Below are 12,483 nucleotides of genomic sequence, written 5' to 3' on the forward strand. Positions count from 1 at the left end.
GCGGGAAAATAAAAAACGACAAAGACTGGGCTTTGTCGTTTTTTGCTCATCAATGCAGAGTTACTGAGCGGTCTCACAAATAACAGCGAGATCAGCGGTTTCTGCCGCATTGAAAGTACCAGAGCAGTTGCTGTAGGTGACGACCAGATCGTTATCCCAGGTCACCCCGGAAAATGGTTCTGATCCACTTTGAACTAACATACGTCCTTTGGTTTCAGATTCACTCAATATCAGGGCTTTTTCAGAAGTACCGCCATCCTCATTATATTCCTCGACCAATAATCGGTCCTCTGACATTTCCAGACGGCTTTCTATTTGTGTCTTACCATCATAATAAGTCTCAATTGAACCGGAATCGCCATCATCATTCTGAGTTATTTTCGTTACAACCCAATTGTTGTAAAACTCACCGTCATCCTCGCCATCCAGGATAATCTTCCAGGTATCCTGGCCACTTCCATCAACGTATTCGAAGGTGAGAAAGGCATTACCATTGCGGTAGGTCCAGGTTTCTTTGCCACCAGACTTGGCATAATTCGCATCACCGAGTTGATCAAGTTCCTGCTGGAGACCGGACATAATACCCTGGCCTTTCGCCGAGAAAGCACTGGCTTGAGAATTCTGGCCACTTGCAAAGCTGAAGGCTGGTAATTTGGGATTAGAGCTACCATCTGAGTCTGAGTCGCTTCCACACGCTACCAGAAGTGATGATGCCATCATTAGAGGAATAAGGTGTTTCATGGTTTCGTCCTTAAATAAGTTATGATCCTGAGTATTGAGCTAAATTCTCAACAGTTGAAAGTTTAACTAAGTTATCAACAAAGTCTGAGACCTGCGTCCGCAATCTCTGTGATATTTCTCACAACAGAGCCATAAAAAAAACCGCCAGGACGTTAACATCCTGACGGTTTCATCAGTCGTTATCACCGTTAACCTGCAAATTGAGCCGTCATCAGTCGAAGACGCTCATGCTGCATCTTCAGTGAATACTCCAGCTCTTTATAACGGGTACGCAGCGCTGCTTTCTCCCATTTTACGAACAGATTACGCTTGGTCTGCTCATACTTGCCAGCCTGTAGATCGGTCCATTCATTCAGCATGGCTTTAAACTCTTCGTACTCTTTTTCCAGTTGAACCGACCATTGCGCCAATACTGCTGGATCGCTGGACTTGGAAACGGCCAGTTTTTCCTGAGCACGTTTAAACTGCATTTTTACCATGGCGCGACGAATCTTAAAATCCGGTACAACTTTCAGATCGGAGGCCAGCCCTATCCAGGAGCAGACTTTAATGAACCATTTGGTTGGGTCCCAATGGAACCAACGAATACCGTTGCGGTAATCTGTCTGAAAAATATGGTGATAGTTGTGGTAACCCTCACCGTGGGTGAGAAAAGCGAAAAAAGCGTTATCGCGAGCGGTATTCTCGTCTGTGTAAGGCTGCGACCCCCATTTATGAGCGATGGAGTTAATAAAGAAAGTAATGTGGTGAGCCATCACAATACGTAGGAATCCCGCCAGCAACAACATCCCCCAAAGATCGTCCGTCAATAGTCCCAGCATGAGTGGCACACCAATATTCATTCCCATAGCAATGACGACGTAGTATTTGTGCTGCCAGACCACAATCGGGTCTTTCATCAGATTTTTAACATTGTCGAAGTTAACTTCGCCGCTTTTGTATTTGCGTAACATCCAACCCATATGAGAGAACCATAAACCACGCTTAGCCGAATAAGGATCAAGATCCACATCATCACAATGGCGATGATGAACACGGTGGCCGGAACTCCAGGACAGGATGCTATTCTGAAACGCCATTGCTCCCCACAAGGCGTACCACAAACGCAGTAACCAGTGAGCCTGGTATGCATTATGTGACCACAATCGATGGTAGCCACCTGTAATTGCCATGCCAGTCATCCACGTGATGATGACACAAGCGGCCCAGGCGGATGCTTCATACCCATAGGCAATGCCATACCAGGGCACCAAAGTAACGGATACCAGTGTGGTTAGCGTAAACATAATCACAGGCACCCAGTTCAACGGTGCCTTACCTTGTTGCTGGGGAGAATTGTTATTGTTCATGATCGGTTGTAATCACATCCAAATGAAGGTGATGAGATCATACCTTATCCCGCTGCGCGGTGGTATCAGGCTGATCACGGACATGATCTCTGTGGATAGAAAAAGCGGACATAAGCCATAGAGGCGGGCTGTGGGTAACCAAACATCCCAATGGCCGACAATTTATTCCAGGAAAGCACAAGTCTATTTCCAGGTTAGCTTACTGACTGTTACGCCCAAAGTCCGTTTTTAATGCACAGTCGGCTATTGCGGCCTGGGCTTACTGATCAGTTCTCCCAATGCCGAGTATTCCGTGCCACCTAACCGCGCAACGGGATCAAGCTCTTGCGCCGATACAGTTAAACGTCCGTCAACTTCGCTGGCAATCGCGTCATCCAGATAGACCTGCTCAATTTCGAGAAAGACAACGCGCTGCGGCGCATCGCCCAGCTCGACCACCTGCTGAAACTTACACGCAAAAGCAACCGGTGCTTCTGCTATGCGCCCAAGGCCATGTTCTGCAAAGGGTTCGATCGTCAGACCCAGGTGCTCCACTTCACTTTCATGATCGCCCAGCGTCATCGCACTCTGGTTCAATGCCTCCAACTGCGCTAAGGAAGCAATATGAACCACGCAGCGGCCAGTGCGCTTCAGGTTGGCAAACGTATCTTTGGGTTGCCGTGCCATCTTGTTTCCAATCGAAACCACCAGCGTTGGCGGATTGGAACAAACCGGAGCAAAAAAAGAAAACGGCGCCAGATTCCGCTTGCCGTTGGCCTGCTCGGAAAGAATCCAGGCCACTGGTCGCGGCAATACAGTCTGTACTAGCAGATGATAAATCTGAGTAGGTGATAACTCGGTCAGGTTCAGTTTCATAATAATGCTTCCTTTAATAAAGCTAATAAATCCGGTCGCTGCTGTCTGAAAATACGATCAACAAAGGCGCACATGAGGGACTGGCGTGCACCGTCATTGAACACCTATTCAATAAAATCACTTAGCGACGCTGGGTTTGGCCAGCGTAAATAAAACAGATTTACCAGCCCAAATTACAAAGCGGTCAAAATTGTAAAAATTATGACCCAATCGAACAAGTCTCAACCCGGAGCTGATGACAAAGGGGTCAATTAAAATGTAATTTTTTGTATCAAGACTCTGGCATCACAACTGCAACAAACCGGTCAACTAACCGCGGTTTTTTCAGTTTATTACAATCAGATCAGGAGAATTATCTATGACACCTACCGAACTGGAAGCGCTGAAAAGTGCTTTCGAAATGCATCAGCAAATGAACATTGAGGTGTTCTATTGGTGGTGTACTGCCATTATGTTTATGATTCATGCGGGTTTTTTAGCCTACGAAATTGGTGCCTCACGGGTTAAAAACGCGTTGGCATCCGGTATGAAAAATATCCTCACCCTTGCCGTTATTATCCCAACTTTCTACTTTTTCGGATGGTGGATTTATAACGCTTTTCCCGGTGGCTTTATTCCTGTCGATGCAACTTCTGCATTGCCGTGGTCAACCAGTATGGGACCTGATGCCAAAGATTTGGGTACCGGTATTTTCTGGGCTGCATTTGCGTTATTTGGTGCAACAACCGGGTCGATTATGTCTGGCGCCGTAATCGAGCGCATTCGCTTAAGTGCTTATTTAATTTTGACCATTGCCGTGGGTTCGGTGTTGTGGATCCTGGCGGCTGCCTGGGGCTGGCACCCGGATGGTTGGCTAACCGGCGTTCTTGGGTATCACGACGTCGGTGCATCCGGTGTGGTTCATGCAGTGGCCGGGTTCTTCTCTCTTGGTGTTCTAATCAATCTGGGGCCACGTATCGGTAAATACGTCGACGGACAAGCCATGGCGATTGTGCCACATAATATGCCAATGGCATTGATTGGTCTGATGATGATTATTGTTGGTTTCTTCGGCTTCCTTGGTGGTTGCATTATTTTTAATGGTGGCGATACCGGCTGGACAACCATTTATAACAACCCAACCAATTTATCTGCTTTCGCTTTTAATACTCTGATGGGTTTTGCCGGAGGCGTTATTGGCGCATACCTCACTTCCCGTGAACCATTCATGACCATGTCCGGCGGCTTAGCTGGGATCATCACCATTGCAGCAGGTCTCGATCTGTATTACCCGGGCCTGACCTTTATGCTGGCAGTATTTGGCGGCGCCACCATGCCGTTGTTTGGTAAATTTCTGGAAAGCAAAGGTATCGATGATGCTGTAGGTGCCGTTGCGGTGCACGGCTGGTGTGGTGTGTTGGGCGTGGTTTTCGTTGGTATTTTCGCATCCGGCTATCCGAACGTGATCGAAGGTGCTCCGCAGATTAATTTCACGGGTCAGTTAACCAGCGCAGCAATTATGGTGGCATTAGGCTTTGTACCGGGTTACCTGATTTCTCTGGCACTGAAAAAACTCGGCATGTTGCGTGTACCACCGGAAGTTGAGGCAAAAGGTCTCGACCTGGTAGAAATTCCGGCGGTGCCATATCCGGAAACCGTACCGGCACAGGACGTGGTTACGCAAACCACACCGGCAACGGAAAAGCTCACTCCGGCAGCGGGCTGATCCACACCATCGTTATTTGTCTTTTAATTTTACCGCCCGCGCCTGATGCGGGCCAGGAGAGCTGTATGAATTCATCACCGTTAACCAGTTGGGAAGGCGTTGCTGCCTATTTTACCTTCGCCGATAATCCAGTCGTCATCGGCGCGATGTGTATTGGCGCCGTTGCAATTTTTTGTGGTTTTATGGGTGCCATTATCAAACACGAAAATGAAAGCTTCGATCAGCACAAAGAGTAACAGTCACTAAAACTCACTTAGACCATGCCTGTCAGTGTGTGACAGGCATGGCTTAATTTAGAAAGTAAAAACGCAGAAATAATACATGAGTTATCAGATTTCCCTGGGACAACAGCAGTTTGTTTTTAATGACCTGAAAACGTTGATGGCCAAAGCCACACCATTACGCTCGGGTGACTGCCTGGCTGGAGTTGCCGCCCGCGACGAACAAGAGCGGGTAGCAGCACAATTAACTCTGGCTCAGGTGCCTTTAAAAACGTTTCTGCAGGAATGTCTGATTCCCTACGAAGACGATGAAGTGACACGGCTGATTATCGACGAACACGACGCCGATGCGTTTAAACCAGTGAGTCATTTAACGGTAGGAGATTTCCGTAACTGGCTATTGAGTGAACAAGCCACCACAGCCAGTCTGCAACAGCTGTCTCCCGGACTGACACCAGAAATGGTCGCCGCCGTCAGTAAAATAATGCGCATCCAGGATTTAATTCTGGTTGCCAATAAATGTGAAGTGGTCACACGCTTCCGCAATACCATCGGGCTAAAAGGCCACCTGTCCACCCGACTTCAGCCCAATCACCCGACCGATGATCCTGCTGGCGTCGCCGCCTCTGTATTAGATGGGTTGTTATATGCCAACGGCGATGCCGTTATTGGTATCAACCCCGCCAGTGACAATATTGAAGCCGTCACTACATTAATGACCATGCTGGATGACGTTATTCAGCATTATCAGATTCCGACTCAAAGCTGTGTATTAACCCACGTCACCACCCATATTGAAGCCATTAACCGCGGAGCGCCGGTTGATCTGATTTTTCAGTCCATTGCCGGCACCCAGGGCGCCAATGACTCATTTGGCGTAAACCTGAATATTCTGCAAGAAGCCTATGATGCTGGCCTGAGCCTCAAGCGCGGCACAGTGGGTAACAACCTGATGTATTTTGAAACTGGCCAGGGAAGCGCCCTCTCCGCCAACGCTCATCACGGTGTTGATCAGCAGACTTGTGAAGTCAGAGCCTATGCTGTGGCACGCAAGTTTAATCCCTTGCTGGTGAACACTGTGGTGGGCTTTATCGGTCCGGAGTATTTGTATAACGGCAAACAGATTATTCGTGCGGGATTAGAAGATCATTTTTGTGGCAAATTGTTAGGCCTGCCGATGGGCTGCGATATTTGTTACACCAATCACGCCGAGGCAGATCAGGACGATATGGATATGTTACTGACTCAGTTTGCTGCCGCAGGAGGAACTTTTATTATGGGAATCCCCGGTTCTGACGACATTATGCTGAATTATCAAACCACCTCCTTCCACGATGCGTTGTACGCCCGTGAACTGCTGGGGTTAAAACCAGCGCCGGAATTTGAAGCCTGGCTGAAGCAAATTGGAATTTTTAATCAGCACAATCATTTGGCTTTTGGTGGTCAACAACTGCCTGACGCTTTTAAGCACGTACTTGCTCAATGACAGCCTGCGTAAAAAATCACCAGGAGCAACTCGATGACCAATGATTTTATTCACGATAACCCCTGGCAGAGTCTGCGTCGCTACACCGATGCCCGTATTGGCTTAGGCCGGGCTGGCATCAGTCTGACTACTGATGTGCATCTGCAATTTCAGCTGGCTCATGCCAGAGCCAGAGATGCGGTGCACCTGCCGCTGGATTTTACTGCATTAAAACAACAATTGGAGGATTGCGGTACAAGCTCGTCATCCATTTTTAAGGTACGCAGCCAGGCATCAGATCGTGCAATGTATTTACAACGCCCGGATCTGGGCAGACTGTTGCATGAGGAGGATCAACGGCAACTGCAACAGGTAACTCCAACGGAGTTTGATATCGCATTTGTGATTGCTGATGGCTTGTCATCGGCGGCTGTCAGTCATCATGCCAGCAATATGTTGTTGGCGATTACCTCGGCACTGGCCGCCACATCGTTAACTGCCGGTCCGGTTGTTCTGGCAGAACAGGCACGGGTCGCCATTGGTGATCCAATCGGAGAAGCGTTAAACGCACGTATGTTAGTGATGTTAATTGGCGAACGTCCGGGCCTGAGTTCACCCGATTCCTTAGGATGTTATTTCACCTGGCAGCCACAAAGTGGCAAAAACGATGCTCACCGTAATTGTATTTCTAATATCCGGCTTGAAGGGCTGAGCTACGAAGAAGCGACACACAAACTGATGTATCTGATTTTGGAAGCGCATCGACGCCAGCTGTCGGGCGTTAACCTGAAAGATGAATCCGATAACGGCAAACAGAGGCTGGAAAAGAGTCCGGCTAACTTACTGCTGCAATCTCAATGAATTTTACCGGAGTTTAATCATGAAACATTTCCCCCTGCTCCTGAAGAGAACGTTGTTTTATCCAACCTTCTTATTATTTTCCAGCGGTTTTTTTCTACTCAATTGGCGAGGTTTTATTCCGCTGGCCGTTGCAGCAGCGTTAGCTCTGTTACTGCACATTGGTGTGAACGGTTACGAAATCTGGCAACAAAAGCGTAATAACAATCAGGCATCGTAAAACAGCATCCCGGTAACAGCAGCCGTCTCAGACGCTTATTGGTCATTCAGGCTGGCGCCCCTGAATAAAAACCGATATAACCCGATGCTCAAGAACATCAACCCGGTGCCATTATGTTTTCTGTAAATCGGTTTTTTCCATTCCTAGCTATCGCCGTCAGCCTGCTGGCATGGCACGAGCCACAACCATTAATTTCCTGGAAAGGGGCCATCCTGCCGCTGCTGATGGTGATTATGTTCTGCATGGGTCTGACGCTCAGGTTGCAGGATTTTCAACGGGTGCTGAATAAACCCAAACCCATCGCAACCGGTGTCATGTTGCAGTTTGCGTTAATGCCACTCCTTGCCTGGGGTCTGGCTCAGGCTTTTGGCCTGTCACAGGAGCTGACCGTAGGTCTGATTCTGGTCGGCGCTTGTGCTGGCGGAACCGCTTCCAATGTCATGACCTATCTTGCCGGCGGAGACGTTGCGCTATCCGTCAGCATGACGTTGATGTCAACACTATGGAGCGTGGTATTAACGCCCTATCTGGTTTGGTTCTACTCCGGCGCAGAAATCGACGTCGATATTCAGGGTATGATTTTAAGCATCGCCAAAATGGTGATTGTACCGGTCTTACTGGGGCTGCTGGCCAATCGCTACGTGCCGCAGCTGGGAAAAAGTCTGAACAAATATCTGCCAGACATTGCCAGCAGCGCCATTCTCATCATCATTGCTATTGTGGTCGCATTAAATGCTGATGAAATTGCCACGCTGGGTGCCGGTGCAGCAGCGGCTGTGATATTACATAATCTGCTTGGACTTGCAGGCGGCTATGGCATTGCCCGCTGGAATGGTCATACCGAAGCGGAAGCACGTACCATCGCTCTGGAAGTCGGTATGCAGAATTCCGGTTTAGGGGTTGCTTTGGCGTTAAAATTCTACGGCCCCCTGGCCACGCTGCCCGGCGCATTATTCAGTATCTGGCACAACATCAGTGGCTCAGCATTAGCTGCATTCTGGAAATGGCGGACGCAACAAACTATTAAGCGGATTCCTGCTCAAAAACGAACCTCCGTTAATACCTACACTCCGGATTAGGGGTTGTAGGTGTACAACAGGGCTTTTAATCCTTTACCCGGCACTGCTTCAACGAATACTTCCGGATTTGCCAGGCGCTCGACAAACTGACACTGCGGGCAGTGCTGCATCATTTGTTGCTTAAGAAAGTGTTCATCCAGCTTAGTAGAATTTAAACACATCAGTAAGTGAGCACCGGGGGCAGCCAGCTGAGGAATGCGACGAATTATTTTCTGATAGTCATGCTCGATAATAACACTGCCTTTTTGACGCGTCGGTGGATCACAGATGATCACATCATACGGTCCGTGTTTTTTCAGGCGACCGAAAGATTTAAAAATATCGAGTCCCTCGAAAACAACCCGACCTAAATCCTGACCATTTAGTCTGTGATTTTCACGACCCCGTGTTAACGACGTCTTGCTGACATCGACATTCACAATCTTCTTTGCCCCCGCCGCATGGGCAGCAACAGAAAATGCACAAGTATACGCAAACAGATTGAGCACCGACTTCCCACAACAAACTGATTGCAACCAACGCCGACCATTGGCCATATCAAGAAAAATACCGGTGTTTTGTTGCTGGCCCAGCGTTAGCCAATACGTCAATTGATGTTCTGTAATTTGCAGTTTTTCGACCATGTCACCGTGCAACCAGGTAAACGGACCGTCTCTTACGTGCCGTTGTTGCGCAACAATCTGCTGTGCCTGAGGTAACTGTTGGGAAATATTTTGAGCCAGTTCCGCTAACCAGCTGGCACTGACATCACGGTACAGAGTGATTAAAACCAGCGGCGCATACCAATCTATATTCACATGTTCATACCCGGGATAAGCATGGCCCCGACCATGAAACAGTCGCTGTGCATCATTGTTTTCTGGCCAACGAATCACTTCCAGCACGGCAAAATCTCTCTTCGGTTCAGATTGGCGCGATTTTCCGCTAAATCGTGATCAAAAGTAATAGGAATGACATAAACAATCGTTTTGTCCGGCCGAATAGGACCGATTGCAAGCAATATGTGAAAAATAGTAGCGATAAATACCAATTGACACTTGGTCGGTCTGTATAACTGAGCTACTATGGCTTTGCTTAGGGAATGATCCCGAGCATGATTGGCGAGTGCTCCATATTTTGAAGGATATGCTAGATACTGGTCGATAGTAGGCAAGACTCATTGTTCAACAGCCCAGCTCTGTTGACAAAGTCGGCCAAATGAAACACCCAAGCCAGATATATGGCATAACCGTTAGGAAAGAAACATGGCAGAATTAGTTCAAGGCACCGTTAAGTGGTTCAACGATGAAAAAGGCTTCGGCTTCATCGAGCAAGAATCTGGTAAAGACGTATTTGTTCACTTCAGCGCTATCAATGGCACTGGTCGTCGTTCTCTGGCTGAAGGCCAGAAAGTGACTATGGAAGTGACTACTGGCCAGAAAGGCCCTCAGGCAGAAAATGTAACGCCTGAATAAGTCTTATCCCGAACCAGCAGCTCTCGCTGCTGGTTTGCCTCCTGCCCCACCTCCCCATAATCCAGCTCAGCACTAATCCGTACACCCGGTCTTTTAATCCTATTACGAATGGCTTTTCATCCTGATTGCAACTCGCTATTTAGCAGTAAACTGTTAATCTGAAATGTGTGTATGACGGATAGTTGCAACGGCATGATTGATCAGGGTGAAATGTTTGAAATCGCAAACCCGTGCCGGGGTATTTGCGAAGTAAATAACAAAGGTTATTGCAAAGGGTGTTTACGCAAACGCGAAGAGCGATTTCACTGGAATGAGTTCTCACCGTTTCAGCAACAGCTGATTGTCAACCTGTGTGGACGCCGTCGCGCCAAAGCCATCGCTGCTCGCCAACAAGCCCAATGGCAAGCCAAACATGGATTACCTGATGAAGATGTTGTTATCCCACAGCTCGATATGTTCGTCAGTAACGACAGTGCTGAAGATCAAAAGCTGGCTACAGAGGATATCACCGCTTCCGATAGCGATAGACCGGCCAAAACAGCACCAGAATCATCACAAGCTAGGCACTCAGAGGTCCAACAACCCCAAAATCAAAATGCAAAACCGGAGAAGAAAACGACACCAGACCAGTTTGATCTGTTTTAACGGATTAACACAATCCATTGCTCACGAGCACTGAGCCACCGCACTCGCCAGTTCATTTTTCCAACCTAATGTGTCAGACGTCAGCCCAGTCGGCTTATATTCAGCTCCTACCCACCCTTTATAGCCGGACGTCTCTATTGCCTGAAATATTGCCTGAAAATCCAGATCACCCGTTCCGGGTTCACCGCGATTTGGAGTATCGGCAAATTGTATATGGCCAATATGTTCCGCATTGCGGGTAATCACGTCACAAACGTCTTCTCCCATCTGCGCCATGTGATAAACATCAAATTGAGCCTTGATGATATCGGCCTTATCCAACTGTCGCATAATATCGAACATTTGCTGACTGGAGGAAATCAAAAAACCGGGCATATCACGGGTATTAATTGCTTCAAACGTGGTAGTAATCCCAAATGGCGCAAGCGTTTCAGCTGTTTTAACCAGGTTTGTCTTAAAAGTATCGAGATAAAAATTACGTTGGCGGTCGTCATGGCAACGCCCCGGAAGCACATTCACACAAGAAACTTTTAGCGCCCGGGCATAAGCCAGACATTCGACCAGCGAAGCAGCGTACTCAGCCTGCTTTCCGGGAACAGCAGCCAGGCCCTCACCGCCTTGCATCAGATCTCCGGCAGGAACATTGATTAAAACGCAACGCTGCCCAGCATCATTCAACGCCCGCTGTACATCAGCCAGCGGGGTGTCGTATGGAAATTGTATTTCAACCGCTGTAAAGCCATCTTTTCGAGCAGCTTCAAAGCGCTTTAGGAAAGGTCGCTCAAGGTACATCAGCGACAAATTGGCGGTGAGTTTCAATCGTTTTCTCCGTATACATTTCCACCAGAGTACAAGGGTCGTGTTCGTTATATCCCTGACTGCCGTGAAGTCTCATAAGTTCAGCGCCTAATCCAGCCATCGGAACTGAACTCTGCATGGATTTAGCCAACGTATTAGCCATGTCCAGGTCTTTTAGTAGCGTTTTAACGTGCCACTTTACCGGCTCAAAATCTCTGCTGGCCATACGCGGTCCAGTCAGTTGCAACGGAATCGAGTCGGCAAACCCGCCTTTCAGTGCATCCGGTATCTGTGCGGCATCCACACCAGACTTTTCAGCCAGTGCCATAACCTCAGCCATTACCAAAACGTTACAGCTTACCAGCATTTGATTGCATATCTTGGTTACCTGACCAGAGCCTACATGGCCCATTCGGGTAACGCGTTGGCTCAAAGGTTTAAGTATGCTGCGAACTGAGTCAATGTCCTGCTCACGACCACCTGCCATAATTGCCAGCGTACCCTGTTCGGCTCCGGCAACGCCACCGGAGACCGGAGCATCAATCCAACGAACACCCGAATTTTCCAGTAGCGCCGCCATATCACGCGTCTTTTGTGGGTCAATACTGGAGAAGTCGATCAGCAGTTGCCCTTCTCGGGCAAACTCAGCGATTCCGGAATCACCAAACACGAGAGTATCGACGGCATGTGTGTCGGTTACGCACAACATCAGAATATCACTGCACTCAACCAACTGCTGCAATGATTCACAAACCGTCAAACCGGCAGCTGCCAAAGGCTGACATTTATCCGGACTGCGATTCCACACAGCGACATCAAAATTTGCCTGATGCAGGCGAGTGCTCATGGGCGCACCCATCAGCCCCATACCAATGAAACCGATGCGTGGTTGTTTACTGAACTGTTGCATCCCGATTCGCTCCAAATTCATATTGAAGCCAATAATATCAAATAGCCAGCCAATAATTGAACGGTTATTTACAGATCACACACATTACGCTAACGGTCTTACCAAGAGAACTTATGGTGAAGCCAACTAAAGAAAAGTGATATGAAACGATAAAGGGTATTCATCTGATTTTAATAAAGACAC

Annotated in this window: 14 protein-coding genes; 8 read left to right on the plus strand and 6 right to left on the minus strand. The window is 48.2% G+C overall.

Going from position 1 to position 12,483, the window contains the following annotated elements:
- Window positions 1–60: 60 nt before the first annotated feature.
- From MK185_07975 to MK185_07985, 3 genes are all read right to left on the minus strand, one after another.
- A complete protein-coding gene (locus MK185_07975; GenBank protein ID MCH2040556.1) occupies window positions 61–741 on the minus strand; it encodes a hypothetical protein in 681 nt (226 codons plus the stop codon).
- A 188-nt stretch (window positions 742–929) separates the two neighbouring features.
- A complete protein-coding gene (locus MK185_07980) occupies window positions 930–2,090 on the minus strand; it encodes a fatty acid desaturase (GenBank protein ID MCH2040557.1) in 1,161 nt (386 codons plus the stop codon).
- Window positions 2,091–2,333: 243 nt separating this feature from the next.
- Window positions 2,334–2,945, minus strand: a complete 612-nt coding sequence (locus tag MK185_07985; GenBank protein ID MCH2040558.1) for a flavin reductase family protein — start codon at window positions 2,943–2,945, stop codon at window positions 2,334–2,336.
- Window positions 2,946–3,303: 358 nt separating this feature from the next.
- Between MK185_07985 and MK185_07990 the strand changes: the two genes are divergently transcribed.
- From MK185_07990 to MK185_08015, 6 genes are all read left to right on the plus strand, one after another.
- The gene (locus MK185_07990; protein MCH2040559.1) at window positions 3,304–4,650 is read left to right on the plus strand and encodes an ammonium transporter; all 1,347 of its coding nucleotides are present in this window, start codon (window positions 3,304–3,306) and stop codon (window positions 4,648–4,650) included.
- A gap of 65 nt (window positions 4,651–4,715) precedes the next feature.
- Window positions 4,716–4,886, plus strand: coding sequence for a hypothetical protein (locus MK185_07995; protein ID MCH2040560.1), 171 nt, complete (start codon window positions 4,716–4,718; stop codon window positions 4,884–4,886).
- 85 nt (window positions 4,887–4,971) lie between these two features.
- Entirely contained in the window at window positions 4,972–6,357 is a 1,386-nt protein-coding gene (locus tag MK185_08000; GenBank protein ID MCH2040561.1) for an ethanolamine ammonia-lyase subunit EutB, read from the plus strand.
- A 33-nt stretch (window positions 6,358–6,390) separates the two neighbouring features.
- The gene (eutC, locus tag MK185_08005; protein ID MCH2040562.1) at window positions 6,391–7,197 is read left to right on the plus strand and encodes an ethanolamine ammonia-lyase subunit EutC; all 807 of its coding nucleotides are present in this window, start codon (window positions 6,391–6,393) and stop codon (window positions 7,195–7,197) included.
- Window positions 7,198–7,216: 19 nt separating this feature from the next.
- Entirely contained in the window at window positions 7,217–7,414 is a 198-nt protein-coding gene (locus MK185_08010) for a hypothetical protein (protein MCH2040563.1), read from the plus strand.
- A gap of 110 nt (window positions 7,415–7,524) precedes the next feature.
- Window positions 7,525–8,493, plus strand: a complete 969-nt coding sequence (locus tag MK185_08015) for a bile acid:sodium symporter family protein (protein ID MCH2040564.1) — start codon at window positions 7,525–7,527, stop codon at window positions 8,491–8,493.
- Here MK185_08015 and MK185_08020 read toward each other — a convergent pair.
- Window positions 8,490–9,377, minus strand: a complete 888-nt coding sequence (locus MK185_08020; GenBank protein MCH2040565.1) for a class I SAM-dependent methyltransferase — start codon at window positions 9,375–9,377, stop codon at window positions 8,490–8,492. The genes MK185_08015 and MK185_08020 overlap by 4 nt on opposite strands.
- Before the next feature lie 360 nt (window positions 9,378–9,737).
- Here MK185_08020 and MK185_08025 point away from each other — a divergent pair, with 360 nt between their 5' ends.
- Window positions 9,738–9,947: a cold shock domain-containing protein gene (locus tag MK185_08025; protein ID MCH2040566.1), complete on the plus strand. Its 210-nt coding sequence runs from the start codon at window positions 9,738–9,740 to the stop codon at window positions 9,945–9,947.
- Between the two features lie 171 nt (window positions 9,948–10,118).
- On the plus strand, window positions 10,119–10,592 hold the full coding sequence (locus tag MK185_08030) for a DUF1289 domain-containing protein (GenBank protein MCH2040567.1): 474 nt from the start codon (window positions 10,119–10,121) through the stop codon (window positions 10,590–10,592).
- Between the two features lie 21 nt (window positions 10,593–10,613).
- Here MK185_08030 and MK185_08035 read toward each other — a convergent pair whose 3' ends face one another.
- Together MK185_08035 and MK185_08040 are read right to left on the minus strand one after the other, a co-directional pair.
- Window positions 10,614–11,411: a TIM barrel protein gene (locus MK185_08035; protein ID MCH2040568.1), complete on the minus strand. Its 798-nt coding sequence runs from the start codon at window positions 11,409–11,411 to the stop codon at window positions 10,614–10,616.
- The gene (locus MK185_08040; protein ID MCH2040569.1) at window positions 11,374–12,300 is read right to left on the minus strand and encodes an NAD(P)-dependent oxidoreductase; all 927 of its coding nucleotides are present in this window, start codon (window positions 12,298–12,300) and stop codon (window positions 11,374–11,376) included. Before MK185_08040 ends, MK185_08035 begins: the two co-directional genes overlap by 38 nt.
- Window positions 12,301–12,483 lie beyond the last annotated feature (183 nt).

The organism is Saccharospirillaceae bacterium, from assembly GCA_022448365.1.
GTDB lineage: Bacteria > Pseudomonadota > Gammaproteobacteria > Pseudomonadales > Oceanobacteraceae > Bacterioplanoides.

Coding starts and splice junctions, on each gene's coding strand:
- MK185_07975 (MCH2040556.1), bottom strand. CDS start 741: ATGAAACACCTTATTCCTCTAATGATGGCATCATCACTTCTGGTAGCG.
- MK185_07980 (MCH2040557.1), bottom strand. CDS start 2,090: ATGAACAATAACAATTCTCCCCAGCAACAAGGTAAGGCACCGTTGAAC.
- MK185_07985 (MCH2040558.1), bottom strand. CDS start 2,945: ATGAAACTGAACCTGACCGAGTTATCACCTACTCAGATTTATCATCTG.
- MK185_07990 (MCH2040559.1), top strand. CDS start 3,304: ATGACACCTACCGAACTGGAAGCGCTGAAAAGTGCTTTCGAAATGCAT.
- MK185_07995 (MCH2040560.1), top strand. CDS start 4,716: ATGAATTCATCACCGTTAACCAGTTGGGAAGGCGTTGCTGCCTATTTT.
- MK185_08000 (MCH2040561.1), top strand. CDS start 4,972: ATGAGTTATCAGATTTCCCTGGGACAACAGCAGTTTGTTTTTAATGAC.
- eutC (MCH2040562.1), top strand. CDS start 6,391: ATGACCAATGATTTTATTCACGATAACCCCTGGCAGAGTCTGCGTCGC.
- MK185_08010 (MCH2040563.1), top strand. CDS start 7,217: ATGAAACATTTCCCCCTGCTCCTGAAGAGAACGTTGTTTTATCCAACC.
- MK185_08025 (MCH2040566.1), top strand. CDS start 9,738: ATGGCAGAATTAGTTCAAGGCACCGTTAAGTGGTTCAACGATGAAAAA.
- MK185_08030 (MCH2040567.1), top strand. CDS start 10,119: ATGACGGATAGTTGCAACGGCATGATTGATCAGGGTGAAATGTTTGAA.
- MK185_08040 (MCH2040569.1), bottom strand. CDS start 12,300: ATGCAACAGTTCAGTAAACAACCACGCATCGGTTTCATTGGTATGGGG.